The organism is Aquabacterium sp. A08 (genome assembly GCF_011742065.1).
Map to the genome: position 1 here is coordinate 1 of NZ_JAAQQT010000659.1, position 17,360 is coordinate 17,360.

The 17,360-nt window shown below is 68.8% G+C and carries 15 protein-coding genes; 6 read left to right on the forward strand and 9 right to left on the reverse strand.

The window, feature by feature from the left end:
- Window positions 1-163: 163 nt before the first annotated feature.
- The 8 genes from HA630_RS15405 to argB form a co-directional block, all read right to left on the reverse strand.
- Window positions 164-928: an enoyl-CoA hydratase gene (locus tag HA630_RS15405; RefSeq protein WP_166835261.1), complete on the reverse strand. Its 765-nt coding sequence runs from the start codon at window positions 926-928 to the stop codon at window positions 164-166.
- A gap of 5 nt (window positions 929-933) precedes the next feature.
- Window positions 934-1,755 (reverse strand): acyl-CoA thioesterase II, encoded by an 822-nt coding sequence (locus HA630_RS15410; protein ID WP_166835282.1) that lies wholly within the window; start codon window positions 1,753-1,755, stop codon window positions 934-936.
- A gap of 115 nt (window positions 1,756-1,870) precedes the next feature.
- Window positions 1,871-3,106, reverse strand: coding sequence for an acetyl-CoA C-acyltransferase (locus tag HA630_RS15415; RefSeq protein ID WP_166835263.1), 1,236 nt, complete (start codon window positions 3,104-3,106; stop codon window positions 1,871-1,873).
- Between the two features lie 14 nt (window positions 3,107-3,120).
- Window positions 3,121-5,523 carry a 3-hydroxyacyl-CoA dehydrogenase/enoyl-CoA hydratase family protein gene (locus tag HA630_RS15420; protein ID WP_166835265.1) on the reverse strand — a complete coding sequence of 801 codons (2,403 nt, stop codon included), beginning with the start codon at window positions 5,521-5,523 and terminating at the stop codon, window positions 3,121-3,123.
- Window positions 5,524-5,557: 34 nt separating this feature from the next.
- Complete coding sequence (locus tag HA630_RS15425) at window positions 5,558-7,354, reverse strand: acyl-CoA dehydrogenase C-terminal domain-containing protein (RefSeq protein ID WP_166835267.1); 1,797 nt, start codon at window positions 7,352-7,354, stop codon at window positions 5,558-5,560.
- A 41-nt stretch (window positions 7,355-7,395) separates the two neighbouring features.
- A complete protein-coding gene (locus tag HA630_RS15430) occupies window positions 7,396-8,028 on the reverse strand; it encodes a TetR/AcrR family transcriptional regulator (protein WP_166835269.1) in 633 nt (210 codons plus the stop codon).
- A gap of 93 nt (window positions 8,029-8,121) precedes the next feature.
- Complete coding sequence (slmA, locus tag HA630_RS15435; RefSeq protein ID WP_166835271.1) at window positions 8,122-8,685, reverse strand: nucleoid occlusion factor SlmA; 564 nt, start codon at window positions 8,683-8,685, stop codon at window positions 8,122-8,124.
- A 7-nt stretch (window positions 8,686-8,692) separates the two neighbouring features.
- A complete protein-coding gene (gene argB / locus HA630_RS15440) occupies window positions 8,693-9,604 on the reverse strand; it encodes an acetylglutamate kinase (RefSeq protein WP_166835273.1) in 912 nt (303 codons plus the stop codon).
- Window positions 9,605-9,733: 129 nt separating this feature from the next.
- Here argB and HA630_RS15445 point away from each other — a divergent pair, with 129 nt between their 5' ends.
- Genes HA630_RS15445 through HA630_RS15460 form a run of 4 tightly spaced genes read left to right on the forward strand, consistent with a single transcriptional unit; the run spans window position 9,734 to window position 14,852 of the window.
- Window positions 9,734-11,317: a CYTH and CHAD domain-containing protein gene (locus tag HA630_RS15445; RefSeq protein WP_166835275.1), complete on the forward strand. Its 1,584-nt coding sequence runs from the start codon at window positions 9,734-9,736 to the stop codon at window positions 11,315-11,317.
- Window positions 11,314-14,040: a cation-transporting P-type ATPase gene (locus tag HA630_RS15450; RefSeq protein WP_166835811.1), complete on the forward strand. Its 2,727-nt coding sequence runs from the start codon at window positions 11,314-11,316 to the stop codon at window positions 14,038-14,040. Before HA630_RS15445 ends, HA630_RS15450 begins: the two co-directional genes overlap by 4 nt.
- Window positions 14,041-14,067: 27 nt before the next feature.
- The gene (locus HA630_RS15455; RefSeq protein ID WP_166835813.1) at window positions 14,068-14,367 is read left to right on the forward strand and encodes a nucleotidyltransferase domain-containing protein; all 300 of its coding nucleotides are present in this window, start codon (window positions 14,068-14,070) and stop codon (window positions 14,365-14,367) included.
- Window positions 14,364-14,852: a hypothetical protein gene (locus HA630_RS15460; RefSeq protein ID WP_166835815.1), complete on the forward strand. Its 489-nt coding sequence runs from the start codon at window positions 14,364-14,366 to the stop codon at window positions 14,850-14,852. Before HA630_RS15455 ends, HA630_RS15460 begins: the two co-directional genes overlap by 4 nt.
- Here HA630_RS15460 and HA630_RS15465 read toward each other — a convergent pair.
- A complete protein-coding gene (locus HA630_RS15465; RefSeq protein ID WP_166835817.1) occupies window positions 14,831-15,391 on the reverse strand; it encodes a Uma2 family endonuclease in 561 nt (186 codons plus the stop codon). The two genes, HA630_RS15460 and HA630_RS15465, sit on opposite strands and share 22 nt — an antisense overlap.
- A gap of 131 nt (window positions 15,392-15,522) precedes the next feature.
- On the opposite strand from HA630_RS15465, the gene miaB reads away from it, so the two are divergent.
- Both miaB and HA630_RS15475 read left to right on the forward strand, forming a co-directional pair.
- Window positions 15,523-16,872: a tRNA (N6-isopentenyl adenosine(37)-C2)-methylthiotransferase MiaB gene (miaB, locus tag HA630_RS15470; RefSeq protein ID WP_166835819.1), complete on the forward strand. Its 1,350-nt coding sequence runs from the start codon at window positions 15,523-15,525 to the stop codon at window positions 16,870-16,872.
- A gap of 120 nt (window positions 16,873-16,992) precedes the next feature.
- Window positions 16,993-17,343 (forward strand): nucleotidyltransferase domain-containing protein, encoded by a 351-nt coding sequence (locus HA630_RS15475; RefSeq protein WP_208300107.1) that lies wholly within the window; start codon window positions 16,993-16,995, stop codon window positions 17,341-17,343.
- Window positions 17,344-17,360 lie beyond the last annotated feature (17 nt).

A 17,360-nucleotide genomic window follows, 5' to 3' on the forward strand; every position in this document is an offset into this window, starting at 1 on the left:
CGCATGTCGATGCGGGCCGTGACCTGCTCGGGCGCGATGGCGGTGATCTTCAGCCCCAGCACGGTGTTGAAGACGATTTTTTCCTCGAAGATCTGGCGCACGCCCTCGATGAACTCGGGCTCAAACACCACCGGCGCGGCGGGGGGGTGGACGATGGGTTTGCTCATACCTGCGAAAAATCCGGTTGGCGCTTTTGCAGAAAGGCCGAAAACGCCTCTTTGGCGGCGGGTTCGCGCAGCATGCGGCCGAACACGTCACCCTCTTCGGCCATGGTCTGCAGCACCAGGGCCTGCTGGCCTTTTTTCATGAGGCGTTTGGTTTCCACCAGGCTGCTCAGGGGTTTGGCGGCCAGCTTGCGCGCCACGGCCTGGGCGTAGCCGTTGGCTTCGCTGGGCGGCAGCACCTTGTTCACCAGGCCCACTTCCAGCGCGGCTTCGGCGTAGAAGGCGTCGCCCAGCAGCAGGGCTTCGGCGGCGCGGTGGTAGCCGAACATTTGCGGCGCCAGCAGGCTGGACGCGCCTTCGGCGCACAGCCCCAGGTTGACGAAGGGCATGGAGAAGGCGGCGTTGTCGCCGGCATACACCAGGTCGCAGTGGAACAGCAGGGTGGTGCCGATGCCCACGGCCGGGCCGCAGACAGCAGCCACCAGCGGTTTGGGGAAGCTGGCGATGTTGCGCAGGAAGCGGAACACCGGGGTGTTCTGGTCGGCCGGCGGGGCGTTGAGGAAGTCGCCCACGTCGTTGCCGGCGCTGAAGATGGCCTCGTCGCCCTGCAGCACCACCACGCGCACGCTGGCGTCGGCCTGGGCCTGTTCCAGCGCGTCGGCCAGGGTGGCGTACATGGCGGCGGTCAGGGAATTCTTGCGCGCCAGGCGGTTGAAGGTCAGCGTCATCACGCCGCCGTCGACGTGGCTCAGGATGTCGGACATGGGGTTCACTCCTTGAAATAGACGATCTGGTGGGTGGTGGCCAGCAGGTGGCCGGCGGGGTTCCAGAGTTCGGCGCTTTGGTCGAAATAGCCGTTGAAAAACGATTGTGCCCGCGCCTGGCCGAGCAGGTGCCCGGTGCCGGTGGCGGCCAGTTCGGCGCGGCTGGCGTGGAAGTACACGGTCATGGACACGGTGCCGATGGGCGTCATCAGCGCCCGGCGGCGCCAGACGCGCGGGAAGAAGGCGTCGGCACAGGCGGTCAGGCTGCAGAAGTCCAGCGGGCGGGGCGGCTCGTCGCGCAGCCAGAGCCGGGTCAGGCTGTCGGCTTCGCTGCCGTCCCAGTGCTGGGGCAGGCTGCCTTCGCACAAGCGGAAGTCGTAGCGCTGTATCCACGGAATGGGCCCGCCCCAGGGGGTGGGGGCGACAGCGTCGGGCGGCGGCAGCTGGGGCATCACGGCGTCCGTCGCGCTCCAGGTGTCGCGGCGCACGGCGGTGACGGCGCTGCCGGTCAGCACCACCTGGTCGGCGCCGTGGGCGTCGGGCTGCAGCATGCGCAGCGTCCAGTGCTGGGTGGAGCGGTTGGTGCGGGCCGGGGTGGCTTCCAGCCGGAACGGGGTGGCCGGGTCCACCGCCGCGGCGAAGTTGACGGTGAGCGTGACGGGCTCGCCCAGCCGGTCCGGGTGTTGCAGCACGGCGTTGAGCGCCTGCGCTGCGGTGACGCCGCCGAACGGCCCCACCATGTTCTGGTAGCCGGGGTGGGCCCGGCCCTGCCAGCACCGGGTGCCCGGCGCGGGCGCGCCGGCCGTGGGCTGTGGCTGCAGCGCCATGGCCTCGTCAAACGGGTGCGCGCCGCCGCTGGAGGGAGCTGTGGTCAATCGGGTCTCCTGTTGTTCTGGTGTGGGGGCGGCAAAAGGGGCTGCCTTGGCAGCCCCTGCGGGTGGGTCAGACGCGTTCGAAAATGCCCGCCGCGCCCTGCCCCATGCCCACGCACATGGTCACCATGCCGTAACGCCGATTGTGGCGGCGCAGCGCGTGCACCACTGTCGCGGAACGGATAGCGCCGGTGGCGCCCAGCGGGTGGCCCAGGGCGATGGCGCCACCGTTGGGGTTGACCTTGGCCGGGTCCAGGCCGAGCTGGTGCATCACCGCCAGCGACTGTGCGGCGAAAGCCTCGTTCAGCTCGATCCAGTCCAGGTCGTTCTGCGACAGGCCGCCGGCTTTCAACGCGGCCGGGATGGCCTCGATCGGCCCGATGCCCATGATGTGCGGCGGCACGCCGCGTGACGCATAGCTGACGAAACGCGCCAGCGGCGTGAGGCCGAAGCGCTTCACCGCCGCTTCGCTGGCCAGAATCAGGGCACCGGCGCCGTCCGACGTTTGCGAGCTGTTGCCGGCGGTCACGCTGCCCAGGCCGGTGGGCGTGCCGTCGGCCCGGCGCGGTATGGCAAAGGCCGGCTTGAGCTTGGCCAGCCCTTCCAGCGAGGTGTCGGGGCGCGCGCCTTCGTCCAGGCTGACGGTGCGCTGGCTGATGCGCACTTCGCCGCTGGCCAGGTCCAGCTCGCGCTGGGTGACGTCCACCGGGGTGATTTCGTCGGCGAATTCGCCGGCAGCCTGCGCGGCCAGGGCGCGCTGGTGCGACTGCAGGGCGAAGGCGTCCTGCGCGTCGCGGCTCACCCGCCACTGCTGGGCCACTTTTTCGGCGGTCAAGCCCATGCCGTAGGCGATGCCGTAGTCGTCCACGTTGGCGGTGTTGGCAAAAATGCTGGGCGACAGGCTGGGCGCGTTGCCCATCATGGGCACCAGGCTCATGCTTTCCACGCCGGCGGCGATCATCACGTCGGCCTCGCCCACGCGGATGCGGTCGGCGGCCATCTGCACCGCGCTCAGGCCCGAGGCGCAGAAGCGGTTGACGGTGATGCCGCCCACGCTCTGGGGCAGGCCGGCCAGCACCGCGCCCACACGGGCCACGTTCAGGCCCTGCTGGGCTTCGGGGATGGCACAGCCACAGATCACGTCTTCGATGGCCGCCGGGTCCAGCCCCGGGGCCTGGGCCACGGCCGCGCGCAGCACGTGGGCCAGCAGGTCGTCGGGCCGGGTGTGCTTGAAATAGCCCCTGTGCGACTTGCCGATGGGGGTGCGGGTGGCCGCGACGATGTAGGCGTCTTGAAGGTGTTTCATGTCGGTGCTCCGCATCAGTTACGCAGGGGTTTGCCGGTGGACAGCATGCCCAGAATGCGCGCTTGCGTCTTGGGGTGGACGATCAGGCTGCAGAAGGCCTGGCGCTCCAGTTGCATCAGGTATTCCTCGCTCACCAGGGTGCCGGCTTCCACGTCACCGCCGGTCAGCACGTGGGCGATCAGGCCGGCGATGTGGAAATCGTGCTCGCTGATGTAGCCGCCGTCGCGCATGTTCACCAACGAGCCCAGGATGGTGGCCTTGACCGAGCGTCCCCCCACCGGGAACAGGCGTTTCAGCGGCGGGCGGTAGCCGGCGTTGGCCATGGCCTTGGCTTCGGCAATGGCCACGTAGAGCAACTCGTCCTTGTGCGGCACCACGCGGTCGCTGTCCAGCAGGTAGCCGATCTTGCGGCTTTCCAGCGCGCTGGTGCCCACGGTGGCCATGGCGGCGGCCTTGAAGCCTTCGCTCAGGAAGGGCAGCAGGTCGGTGCCGGTGCTGGCTTGGGCGTTCTCCGCCGCACGGCGGGCGATGTAGGTCAGGCCGCCGGCGCCGGGCACCAGGCCCACGCCCACTTCCACCAGGCCGATGTAGCTTTCCAGGTGCGCCACGCGGCGGGCGCAGTGCACCGCCAGTTCGCAGCCACCGCCCAGCGCCATGCCACGCACGGCGGCCACGGTGGGCACCTGGGCGTAGCGCAGCTTCAGCATCACCCGCTGCATTTCGGCTTCCACGTCCTCAATGGCCGCCACGCCGGCGGCGATGAAGGCGGGCATCACGGCCTGCAGGTCGGCGCCCACGCTGAAGGGCTCGTCGCCCGACCACACCACCAGGCCCTGGTAGCTGGCTTCGGCCAGGTCCACGGCGCGGCCCAGGCCCTCGGTCACGCCGGGGCCGATCGCATGCATCTTGCTCTTGATGCTGGCGATCAGCACTTCGTTGTCGAGCGTCCAGAGGCGGATGTCGGCGTCCTCATGGACAGTTTTGCCAGCGGTTTGGAACACCGGCGCGGCCTCGCCCAGCACCGGTTCGCGGAAGATTTGGCGCTGGTACACGGGCAACTGGCGCTTGGGGTCAAAGCTGCCTTTGGACGGGTTCCACGAACCTTCGGGCTGGTGCACGCCGCCGCGCTCGGCCACCGGGCCGTGGAATACCCAGTCGGGCAGCGGCGCACTGCACAGCGTTTTACCGGCGTCGATGTCCTCCTGGATCATCTGCGCCACGGCCAGCCAACCGGCCTCTTGCCACAGCTCGAACGGGCCTTGCTGCATGCCGTAGCCCCAGCGCATGGCCTGGTCCAGGTCGCGCGCGTTGTCGGCAATACCGGCCAGGTGCACCGCGGCGTAGTGGAAGCCGTTGCGCAGAATCGCCCACAGAAACTGGCCTTGCGGGCCTTCGGCGTGGCGCAGCAGCTTCAGGCGCTCGGCGGCGGGCTTTTTCAGCATGCGGCCGTACACCTCGTCGGCTTTTTGCCCGGCGGGGATGTAGTCCTTGCTCTCCAGCTCAAAACGGAAGGTCTCGCGGCCCACACGCTTGAAGAAACCGGCCTTGGTTTTCTGGCCCAGGTTCCCCATCTTCAGCAGCGTCTGCAACACGGTGGGCGTGGCAAAGCTGCCGTAGAACGGGTCGCTCTGCGCGTTCAGGGCGGTCTGCATGGTCTTGATGACGTGGGCCATCGTGTCCAGGCCCACCACGTCGGCGGTGCGGAAGGTGCCGCTGCTGGCGCGGCCCAGGCGCTTGCCGGTCAGGTCGTCCACCACGTCGTAGCTCAGGCCCAGGCGCTCGGCCTCGTGCAGGGTGGACAGCATGCCGGCGATGCCGATGCGGTTGGCGATGAAGTTGGGCGTGTCCTTGGCGCGCACCACGTTCTTGCCCAGGCCGGTGGTCACGAAGGCTTCCAACTGGTCCAGCACAGGCGGCTGGGTGGCCGGGGTGGCGATCAGTTCCACCAGCGGCATGTAGCGCGGCGGGTTGAAAAAGTGGATGCCGCAAAAGCGCGGGCGCAGGGCTTCGGGCAGCGCCTCGCCCAAGGCGCCGATCGACAGGCCCGAGGTGTTGGACGCCAGAATCGCGCCTTCGGCCACGAACGGGGCGATCTTGGCGTACAGGTCGCGCTTCCAGTCCAGGCGTTCCGCAATGGCTTCGATGATCAGGTCGCAACCGCGCAGCAGTTCCGAGTGCTCTTCGTAGTTGGCGGGCCGGATCAAGTCGGCGTCGCTGGCCACGCCCAAGGGGCTGGGCTTGAGTTTTTTCAGGTTAGTAATGGCCCGGGTAGCGATGCCGTTTTTGTCGGCCGATGTCGAGTCGGGCAGGTCGAACAAGATGACGGGCACCTGGCAGTTGACGAGGTGCGCCGCGATCTGCGCCCCCATCACGCCGGCACCCAGCACGGCGACTTGTTTCACGGTGAAACGGGACATGGTGTTTCCTTGTGTCGGGGCAGCCGTGCGGGGCTCAGGCCAGGGCGGCGTCGGTGTCCATCAGCACGCGGCTGCCGGCGCGGGCAGTGCGCATCAGCGTGGCGGTTTCCGGGAACAGCTTGGCGAAGTAGAAGCGCGCGGTCTGCAGCTTGGCGGTGTAGAAGGGGTCGGTGCTGCCGGCAGCGATCTGCTTCAACGCCACCGACGCCATGCGCGCGAAGAAGTACCCAAACACCAGGTGACCGGCCACGCGCAGGTAGTCCACCGCTGCGGCACCCACCTCGTCCGGGTTCTGGAAGCCCTTGAAGCCGATTTCGGTGGTGAACTTGGTCATCTGCTCGCCCAACCCGGCCAGCGGGTTGATGAACTCGGCCATCTTCTCGTTCACGCCCTCTTCTTCCACCAGGCGGCCAATCAGCTTGGCGAACTTCTTCAGGCTGGCGCCGTTGTTGCCCAGCACCTTGCGGCCCAGCAAATCGAGCGACTGCACGGTGTTCGTGCCTTCGTAAATCATGTTGATGCGGGCGTCGCGCACGAACTGCTCCATGCCCCATTCCTTGATGAAGCCGTGGCCGCCGTACACCTGCTGGCACATCACCGCGGCGTTGAAGCCGTTGTCGGTCAGGAAGGCCTTGACGATGGGGGTGAGCAGCGCCAGCAGTTCGGCGCTGTCGGCGCGCACCTTTTCATCGGGGTGGTGCAGCTCTTTGTCCAGCAGCACGGCGCTGTAGCACAGCAGGGCGCGGCCGCCTTCGGCGTAGGCCTTGGCGGTCAGCAGCATCTTGCGCACGTCGGGGTGGACGATGATGGGATCGGCCTCTTTGTCCTTGGCCTTGGTGCCGGTCAGGGAACGCATTTGCAGCCGGTCTTTGGCGTAGGCCAGCGCGTTCTGGAAGGCCACCTCGGTCAGGCCCAGGCTCTGGTTGCCCACGCCCAGGCGGGCGGCGTTCATCATCACGAACATGGCCTGCAGGCCCTTGTGCGGCTGGCCCACCAGGGTGCCCACGGCGCCGTCCAGCACCATTTGCGCGGTGGCGTTGCCGTGGATGCCCATTTTGTGCTCCAGGCCGCCGCAGTGAATGCCGTTGCGCCCGCCCAGCGAGCCGTCGGCGTTGACGTGGAACTTGGGCACCAGGAACAGGCTGATGCCTTTGCTGCCCTTGGGCGCGTCGGGCAAGCGGGCCAGCACCAGGTGCACGATGTTGGCGGCCATGTCGTGCTCGCCGGCGGAAATGAAAATCTTCTGGCCGGTGATGCGGTAACTGCCGTCGGCCTGCGGTTCGGCCTTGGTGCGCAGCAGGCCCAGGTCGGTGCCGCAGTGGGGCTCGGTCAGGCACATGGTGCCGGTCCACTCGCCGCTGGTCAGCTTGGGCAGGTACAGGGCTTTTTGCTCGGGCGAACCGTGGGCGTGCAGGCATTCGTAGGCGCCGTGGCTCAGGCCGGGGTACATGGTCCAGGCCTGGTTGGCGCTGTTGAGCATTTCGTAAAAGCACTGGTTCACCACGAACGGCAGGCCCTGGCCACCGTATTCGGGGTCGCAGCTCAGCGCCGGCCAGCCGCCGTCCACATAGGTCTGGTAAGCGGCCTTGAAGCCGCTGGGGGTGCGCACCTCGTGGGTGGTTTTGTCCAGCACACAGCCCTCGGCGTCGCCGCTGATGTTCAGCGGAAACGCCACCCCGGCGGCGAACTTGCCGCCTTCTTCCAGCACGGCGTTGATGGTGTCGGCGTCGATCTCGGCGTGCGGCGGGCACACCTTCAGTTCGTCGGTCACGTTCAGCACTTCGTGCAGCACGAATTGCATGTCGCGCAGGGGCGGGGTGTAGCTGGGCATGGCGGTCTCCTGGGATGGGTGTGGGTCGGGGAAAAAACGGGTCAGGGCAGGTTGCGGGCGACGATGTTGTCGAAGCCCTGGCGGGCGCGGGCCAGGCCCTTGGGGTTGCGCAGGAAGCGGGCCTCGTAGTGCAGGGCCAGGATCAGGCCGTGGATCTCGAACGCGAGCTGCCCGGGGTCGGCCTGGGCCTGCAGGTGGCCTTCGGCAATCGCCAGTTCCACCGCCCGGTGCATGGCCGACTGCCAGGTGTTCATGGTGGCCACCAGCGCGTCGTGCACCGGGCCGGGGCGGTCGTCGAACTCCACCGCGCCGCTGATGTAGATGCAGCCCGAGTCGATCTCCAGCGAGGTCTGGCGCATCCAGTTGTCGAACAGGGCGCGCAGGCGCGGCAGGCCGCGCGGCTCTTGCAGCGCGGGGGTGAACACCTCGGCCTCGAAGCGGCGGTGGTACTCGTGCACCACCGATATCTGCAGTTCCTCGCGCGAGCCGAAGTGGGCGAACACGCCGGACTTGCTCATCTGCGTGATTTCGGCAATGGCGCCGATGCTCAAGCCCTCCAGCCCGACCTGGGCGGCCAGGGCCAGGGCCGCGTCCACAATGGCGGCCTTGGTCTGCTGGCCTTTGTGCAGGGCTTTCTGGCTGCGGGCGGTGCGGGGGGCGGTGGCGGCGGTCATGGCATCCAAAATAAAACGAACGGTCGTACTATTTTAGAGGCAAAGCCGGGCGCGTCAACCCGCGCGGCCCCGGGGTAAACCCGGGGGTGGCCGTCAGGCCGTCAGCATCACCCGCAGGCAGTCGGCCAGGTGTTCGGTGGGAGGGCGCTGGAAGCCGCTGCGCGCGTAGCGCTGCAGGCGCCCGGTCACAAAGGCCACCAGCACCGCGCCCAGCGCCACCGCGTCGGGGTGGCCGGCCTCGCGCAGGCGCAGCTTCAGCGCGCTTTCCAGCTTGTCGAACAGCAGGGCCACGCGCGCGGTCAGGCGCTCGTGCTCGCCCACCAGCGCATCGCCGGCCATCACCCGGGCCATGCCGGGGTTTTTCTCGGCGAACTGCAGCACCATCGTCACCACCAGCGGCACCTGCGCCAGCGGCTGCGGCTGGCGCGCCTCGATCTGCTGGATCAGGCCAAACACGCTTTGCTCGACGAAGTCGATCAGCCCCTCGAACATCTGCGCCTTGCTGGCGAAGTGGCGGTACAGCGCCGCCTCGCTCACGCCCAGGCGCGTGGCCAATGCGGCGGTGGTCACCCGCTCGCCCCCGGGGGTCTGCAGCATGTCGGCCAGGGCCTGCAAAATCTGCAGGCGGCGTTCGCCGGGCGCGGGGCGGGTGGCCATGGCGCGGTCAGTGCGAACGGATCATGGTGCCGAAGGCCTGGTCGCTCAGGATCTCCAGCAGCATGGCGTGGGGCACCCGGCCGTCGATGATGTGCACCGCGTTCACCCCGCTCTTGGCCGCGTCCAGTGCGCCGGCAATTTTCGGGATCATGCCGCCGCTGATGGTGCCGTCGGCCACCAGTTCGTCGATGCGCTTCATGGTCAGCGACGGCAGCAGCTGGCCGTCCTTGTCCAGCACGCCGGGGATGTTGGTCAGCATCAGCAGTTTTTCGGCCTGCAGCACCGTGGCCAGCTTGGCCGCCACCACGTCGGCGTTGATGTTGTAGCTCTCGTTGTGCTCGCCAAACCCAATGGGGCTGACCACCGGAATGAACTGGTCCTCCTGCAGCGCCTTGACCACGCTGGGGTCGATGCCGACGATGTCGCCCACCTGGCCCACGTCGTGTTCCTTGCTCGGGTCTTTCTGGTCCACCATGCGCAGCTTGCGGGCGTGGATCATGGCGCCGTCGCGGCCGGTCAGGCCCACCGCCTTGCCACCGGCGCGGTTGATCAGGCCGACGATGTCCTGCTGCACCTCGCCGGCCAGCACCCACTCCACCACCTCCATGGTTTCGGGGTCGGTCACGCGCATGCCCTGGATGAACTCGCCCTGCTTGCCCAGGCGCTTGAGCAGCCCTTCAATTTGCGGGCCGCCGCCGTGCACCACCACCGGATTGATGCCCACGAGTTTGAGCAGCACCACGTCCTCGGCAAAGGCCTGCTGCAGTTCCGGGTCGGTCATGGCGTTGCCGCCGTACTTGATGACCATGGTCTTGCCGTGGAACTTGCGGATGTAGGGCAGCGCCTGGGCCAGGATTTCGGCGCGGTCGCGCGGCTGGATGTGCGAGGTGTCGCGGGTGGGGTGCGGGGTGTGGCTCATGGTCGGCAGTTCGGGTTGGGCGGCGGGGCCGCGTCAGCCAGCCATTTTGCCGGAAACCCGTGGCGCTTCCGTGCGGCGCGTCACCCGGCCAGGGTGGCGAAAACCCGCAGACTGTGTAAGCTAAGCCCCATGCTCACGCCCCAGGAAATCGAACTCAAGCTGCTGGTGCCCGGCCTGTCGCCCGACGAGGCCTTGCAACGCCTGCGCCGCGCCCCCAGCCTGCGCCGGCGCCGCCCGCAACAGCAGCTGCTGCTCAACCGCTATTTCGACACCCCCGACCTGGCCCTGCAGCGCCAGCGCTGCGCGCTGCGCCTGCGCCACATCGGCACGCCGGGCGACGCCGGCCCGGGCAGCTGGGTCCAGACGCTCAAGACCGCGGGCACCTCGCACGGCGGCCTGAGCCAGCGCGGCGAATGGGAAAGCCCGGTGGCCCAGGGCCGGCTCGACCCGGCCGCCCTGCACGGCACCGCCTGGGACGCGCTGGACCCGCACGGCACCCTGCTGGCCACCCTGCAGCCCCGCTTCGAGACCCATTGCCTGCGCACCACCTGGCGCGTGCGCAGGCGCAACGGCACCGACATCGAGGTGGCGCTGGACGCCGGCAGCGTGCGCGCCGGCGACCGCACCACGCCCCTGCTGGAGCTGGAACTGGAACTGCTGAGCGGGCCACGCGCCGCGCTGTTTGCCCTGGCGCAGGAGCTGGCCCAGCACCTGCCCCTGCTGCCCAGCGACGTGAGCAAGGCCCAGCGCGGCCACGCCCTGGCCAGCGGCGCTGTGCACCCGGTGGCCAAGGCCCAGCCTGTGCCCCTGAAAAAACGCCTGCCCCCCCAGGCCCTGGCGCGCCCGGTGCTGGCCGAAATCCTGCAGCAGTTCACCCGCAACCTGGAGGGCCTGCTGCACCGCGACGAGCCCGAGCTCGTCCACCAGGCGCGGGTGGCGTGGCGGCGCTGGCGCAGCGTCACCCGGCTGCTTCGCCCCTGGCTGCCCGCCGCGCCCGACACCACCGCGCTGCGCCCCCTGCTGGACGCCCTGGGCCAGTTGCGCGACCTGGACGTGGCCCGCCACGACACCCTGCCCGCCTGGGCCACGGCCTACCTGAGCCCCCCGCCCGGCCTGCCCGACACCGCCCACCCCGCCCGCGCCCGCCAGGCCGACTGGGACGCCGCCCTGCACGCCCTGACCGACGCCGGCCACACCGCCCGCGCCCAGGTGCGCCAGCGGCTGGCCACGCCCGGCGCGGGCGGCGCCCTGCTGGCCCTGACGGCCTGGCTGCACGGCCTGGGCGCCCCCATCGACCCCGCCCCAGCGACCCCCACGCCGCACGGCGACTGGGCCACGCGCCGGCTGGCGCGCTGGCACCGCCGCATGGAACAGCTGGTGGCCGCCGCCCACACCCAACCCGCCCTGCTGCACGACGCCCGCCTGCTGGCCAAACGCCTGCGCTACGCCAGCGAGGCCATCGCCGCCACCCTGCCCGCCGCCGAGGCCCGCCGCACCCGGCGCTGGACGCGGCGCGCCAGCGGCTGGCAGCTGCGCATCGGCCAGCAGCGCGACCTGTGGCAGGCGGCGCACCTGCTGGGCCACCTGCCACCGACGAGCGACGCCACGGCGGCCCCGGTCAGCCCAGAACTGGTGGGCTTTTTCCGCGGCCTGGCCGCCGCCCTCACCCCGGCCGGCACCCCTCTCCAGCCCGCCCCGCCCTGCGCCGGATGACACCCGCCGCCCCCACCCCGCCCGCCCGCCCGGCGCCCGCCTGGCATGCGCTCACCAGCGCCCAGGCACTGGAGGCCCTGCACGCCAGTGCCCACGGCCTGGGCCAGGCCGAGGCCGAACAGCGCCTGCGCCAGCACGGCCCCAACCGCCTGGCCACCGTGGCCCCGCCGCCGCTGTGGCGGCGCATCGCCGCGCAGTTCCACAACCTGCTCATCTACGTGCTGCTGGCGGCGGCGCTCACCACCGCCTTCATGGCGCATTGGGTGGACGCGGCGGTCATCCTCGCGGTGGTGCTGCTCAACGTCGGCATTGGCGTGCTGCAAGAAGGCAAGGCCGAAAAGGCGCTGGAGGCCATCCGCCACCTGCTGGCGCCGCACGCCCGCGTCTGGCGCGACGGCCGCGCCCATGACGTGGACGCCGCCGCCCTGGTGCCCGGCGACGTGGTTGCTCTGGCCTCGGGCGACAGCCTGCCCGCCGACGTGCGCTGGCTGCAGACGCACAACCTGCGGGTGGACGAAGCCGCGCTCACCGGCGAATCGGTGCCGGTGGAAAAAGCCCCCCACCCCGTGGCGCCCGACGCCGCCCTGGGCGACCGCCTGGGCATGGGCTACGCCGGCACGCTGGTCACCCAGGGCCAAGGCACCGCCGTGGTGGTGGCCACCGGCGCACAAACCGAAATGGGCCGCATCGGCAAGCTGCTGGCCACGGTGGAACAAACCACCACCCCGCTGGTGCGGCAAATGGCCGCACTGGGCCGCACCCTCACCTTCGCGGTGCTGGGCGCCGCCGCCGCGCTGTTCGCCTACGGTGTGCTGGTGCGCGGCATGGCCGTGGCCGACGTGTTCATGACCGCCGTCGGCCTGGCCGTGGCCGCCATCCCCGAAGGGCTGCCCGCCATCATGTCCATCACCCTGGCCATCGGGGTGCAGCGCATGGCGCGCCGCCACGCGGTGGTGCGGCGCTTGCCGGCGGTGGAAACGCTGGGCGCGGTCACCGTCATCTGTTCCGACAAAACCGGCACCCTCACCCGCAACGAAATGACGGTGCAGCAGGTGGTGCTGGCCGACCAGACCATCGCCGTCGAAGGCGCCGGCTACGCCCCGCTGGGCACGCTGCAGCGGCAGGGCCACACGCTGCAGCCGGCCGAGCTGTTCCGCGAAGCCCCCGCCCTGCTGGCCCTGGCCGAAGCCGCCGCGCTGTGCAACGACGCCGCCCTGCACCGCCAGGGCGACCTGTGGCACCTGGCCGGCGACCCCACCGAAGGCGCCCTGCTCACCCTGGCCATGAAGGCCGGCATCGCCCCCAGCGAACTGGCGCAGGAGCGCCCGCGTCTGGGCGTGGTGCCGTTCGAGTCCGAACACCGCTACATGGCCACCGCCCACCCCAACGGCGACCCCGGCCAATGGACGGTCTGGGTCAAGGGCGCACCCGAACGCCTGCTGGACATGTGCCACCGGCAACTGCAAACCAACGGCGAATCCGCACCGCTGGACCACGCCCACTGGCTCGCCGCCATCGAAGCCCAGGCCCGCGCCGGCCGCCGGGTGCTGGCGCTGGCCCGCACCACCGTGGCCGCTGGCCAGCGGCTGGACCACGCCCACGTCGCCCAAGGCCTCACCCTGCTGGGGCTGGTCGGCATCATCGACCCGCCGCGCCAGGAAGCCATCCAGGCGGTGGCCCAGTGCCGCGCCGCCGGCATCCGGGTCAAGATGATCACGGGCGACCACGCCGTCACCGCCAGCGCCATTGCTGGGCAATTGGGCATGGGCGGCGGTTTGCGCGCCCTCACCGGGCCGGACATTGAGGCGCTGGACGACGCCGCCCTGCAAGACGCGGTGCAGTCGGTGGACGTGTTCGCCCGCGCCAGCCCCGAACACAAGCTGCGGCTGGTGCGCGCCCTGCAGGCCCGCGGCGAGGTGGTGGCCATGACCGGCGACGGCGTCAACGATGCCCCCGCGCTCAAGCAGGCCGACGTGGGCGTGGCCATGGGCCGCAAGGGCACCGAAGCGGCCAAACAGGCCGGCGCCATCGTGCTGGCCGACGACAACTTCGCCTCCATCGCCCACGCGGTGGAGGAAGGCCGCACGGTGTACGACAACCTGCGCAAAACCGTCACTTTCCTGCTGCCCATCAACGGCGGCGAATCCCTGTCGCTGCTGGTGGCGGTGCTGCTGGGGCTGGCGCTGCCCATCGCGCCGGCGCAAATTTTGTGGGTCAACATGGTCAGCTCCATCGCCCTGGCCATGGTGCTGGCCTTCGAGCCCACCGAACGCGACGTCATGCGCCGCGCCCCCCGCCCACCGGGCGAACCCATGCTCAGCGGCTTTGTGGTGTGGCGGGTGCTGCTGGTGTCGGGCCTGTTCACCGCTGGCATTTTTGGCGCCTACCAGTGGTCGCTGGCCCAGGGGCACGCGGTGGAACACGCCCGCACCCTGGCCGTCAACACCCTGGTGGCGATGGAGGTGTTTTACCTGTTCAGCGTGCGCTACCTCAAAAACCCGTCGTTCCACTGGCAGGGGGTGCGTGGCACGCCCCGCGTACTGGCCGCCGTGGGCGCGGTGGCGGTGCTGCAAAGCCTGTTCACTTACGTGCCCTTCATGCAGGCGCTGTTCCACACCCAGCCCCTGTCGGCGGCCGAACTGGCGCTGTGCGCCGGCACAGGCGCAGCGGTGCTGGTGCTGCTCGAACTGGAAAAAGCCGTGCTGCGGCGCGTGCGTCCTTGAAACCCCAGCCCGTGCGAGAATTTCCACATGCGCTTGTCTCCCCAGCAAACCACACTGATCAAGCACCACACGGCCGACCTGTTCGGCCCCGGGGCCGAAGTGCGGCTGTTCGGTTCGCGGGTGGACGACACCGCGCGGGGCGGCGACATCGATCTGCTCGTGACCTCCCCGGTGCCGGTGGCACGGCCGGCCCTGCTGCCGGCGCAGTTGGCCTCCCGGCTGCAACTGGCCCTGGGCGACCAGCGCATTGACGTGCTGCTGGAAGCGCCCAACCTCTTGCAGCTGCCCATCCACCGCATTGCACACGCCGAAGGCCTGCTGCTGTGACCGACGCCACCGAACGCCTGCACCACCTGTGCGAGGTGGTGACGCTGGAAATCCAGCACCTGCTGCTCACCGACGGGCGCTTGTTTGCGCAACCGTTCGACGTCGAACGCGTCATGGGCCTGGCCCACGACCCCACAGAATCCGAAAAACTGGACGCCTTCGTGGCCCGCTTTGGCCGCCTGCAAGACACCACCGGCGACAAACTGCTGCCGGCGCTGCTGCGATGGGTGGGGCAAACGCCCGGCCCTGTCATTGACAACCTCAACCTGGCCGAAAAATGGGGCTGGCTGCCCAGCGCTTCTGCGTGGTTGAGCATGCGGCAAATGCGCAACAAAATGGTTCACGAGTACATTCGCGACCCCGCCGTGCTCAGCGATGCCCTGAACACCGCCCACGAACAGGTGCCCACGTTGGTGGCGTCGGCACGCCGCCTGCTGCAGGAAGTACAGCAGCGGCTACCTGGTCACAACCCCACGTCCAGGTAAACGTCGTCCAGCGTCAAGGCGCTGTCCAGGCACGGCAGGTCGATGGCGCCTTCGGTGTGCAGCTCGTGGCGCCAGCCGGTGGCGCGGCGGAACACCTCCACCCGGCGCGCGTCCTGCGCCACCAGCAGGTAGGCCTCCAGGCTGGGCAGCTTCTGGTAGGCCAGCAGCTTTTCGCGGCGGTCGATGCGCTCGGTGCTTTCTGACAGCACCTCCACGATCAGGCACGGGCGTTCGGTGTAGTAGGTGGCGGCGTCTGCCGGGTCGCACACCAACACCACGTCGGGGTAGTAGTACACCTCCTGCCCCGCAAAATCCAAGCGTACCTTCATGTCCGAGGTGAACAGCTGGCAGCGGTGCTGTCGCGCTTTCGGCGTCAGGGCATAGGCTACCGCATTCACGATGCGCCCATGCGCCCGGCTCGCCCCCACCATGGCATACACCTGCCCGTCCACGTACTCGTGGCGGACGTCGCTGCGCAGTTCGCCCTCCAGGTATTCCTGTGGCGTGATGAAACGTTTCATGGCGGCCAGTGCGGTCATGGTGTTCTCCCTGTGATGCATTGATGTACGACAAGTGTAGACCACCCCCGCTGCGCTCGCCAAGCCTTTAAAATCAAGGGCTTTCCACTTCTACACAGCCCCTGGCTTTACCCCAGCGCCGCTGCCGCCCCATGAGCAAAAAAGTCTTCATCAAAACCTTCGGCTGCCAGATGAACGAGTACGACTCGGACAAAATGGCCGACGTGCTGGGCGCCGCCCAGGGCTACGAACCCACCCAGAACGTGGACGAAGCCGACCTCATCCTGTTCAACACCTGCTCGGTGCGCGAAAAGGCGCAGGAAAAAGTGTTCAGCGACCTGGGCCGCGTCAAGCACCTCAAGCAAAAAGGCGTGCTCATCGGCGTGGGTGGCTGCGTGGCCAGCCAGGAAGGCGAAGAAATCATCAAGCGCGCCCCGTTCGTGGACGTGGTGTTTGGCCCCCAAACCCTGCACCGCCTGCCGCAGTTGCTGGAAGAACGCCAGGCCCAGGCCCGCCCGCAGGTGGACATCCGCTTCCCCGAAATCGAAAAGTTCGACCACCTGCCCCCCGCCAAGGTGGACGGCGCCAGCGCCTTCGTCAGCATCATGGAAGGCTGCAGCAAGTACTGCAGCTACTGCGTGGTGCCCTACACCCGGGGCGAGGAATTCAGCCGCCCGTTCGAGGACGTGCTGGTGGAAGTCGCCGGCCTGGCCGACCAGGGCGTGAAAGAAGTCACACTGCTGGGCCAGAACGTGAACGCCTACCGCGGCCCCATGGGCGACAGCGGCGAGATCGCCGACTTTGCCCTGTTGCTGGAATACGTGGCCGACATCCCCGGCATCGAACGCATCCGCTACACCACCAGCCACCCCAACGAATTCACGCCTCGCCTCATCGAGGCCTACGCCAAGCTCCCCAAGCTGGTGAGCCACCTGCACCTGCCCGTGCAGCACGGGTCGGACAAGATCCTCATGGCCATGAAGCGCGGCTACACCGCGATGGAATACAAGAGCACCATCCGCAAGCTGCGCGCCATCCGGCCCGACCTGTCGATGAGCAGCGACTTCATCGTCGGCTTCCCCGGCGAAACGGAAGAAGACTTTCAGAAGATGATGAAGCTCATCACCGACGTGGGCTACGACACGTCCTTCAGCTTCATCTTCAGCCCGCGCCCCGGCACCCCCGCCGCCAACCTGCCCGACGACACCCCGCACGAGGTGAAGCTGAAGCGCCTGCAGCACCTGCAAGCCGTCATTGAAGAGAACGTGCAACGCATCAGCGCCAGCCGCGTGGGCACCGTGCAACGCATCCTGGTCACCGGGCCCTCAAAAAAGAACCCCCAGGAACTGATGGGCCGCACCGAATGCAACCGCATCGTTAACTTCGACGCGGGGCCGAACAACGCCCGTCTGGTGGGCCAGATGCTGGACGTGACCATCACCCAGGCGCTGCCGCATTCGCTGCGGGGCGAGGTGGTGGTGAAGGAAAGTGCGGCGGCATGAGCGCACCTGCCGACGACATCCGCTGACAACAGCGCCTGGCCAACTACGGTCGGGCGCTGGAGCGCCTGAACGACGCCCTGGGCCTGGTGCGCCAGCGCCCATTGAAGGGCTAACCTCCCAGTGAACGCTCTGCCTGCGGACGAACTGCCCCACTGGCTGCCCCAGTCCGGCTTGCCAGAACACGCATGGCGAAAGTTGCAACAGGCCTTTCAAGCGCATCCGCAGGTAGAGCGGGTGGTGTTGTTTGGCTCCCGCGCCAAAGGCAACCACCAACCCGGCTCCGACATCGACCTGTGCGTCATGGCCCCCACGCTGGCACCCCACGCACTCTGGGCGCTGGACGAGCGCATCGACGACCTGCTTCTCCCCTGGAAGGTGGACCTGGTGCTGCACCACACCATCGACACCCCGGCACTGCTGGACCACATCCAGCGGGTGGGCCAGTTGGTGTACCAACGCACACCCGGCTGACCCCTCCTAGCCGTCCT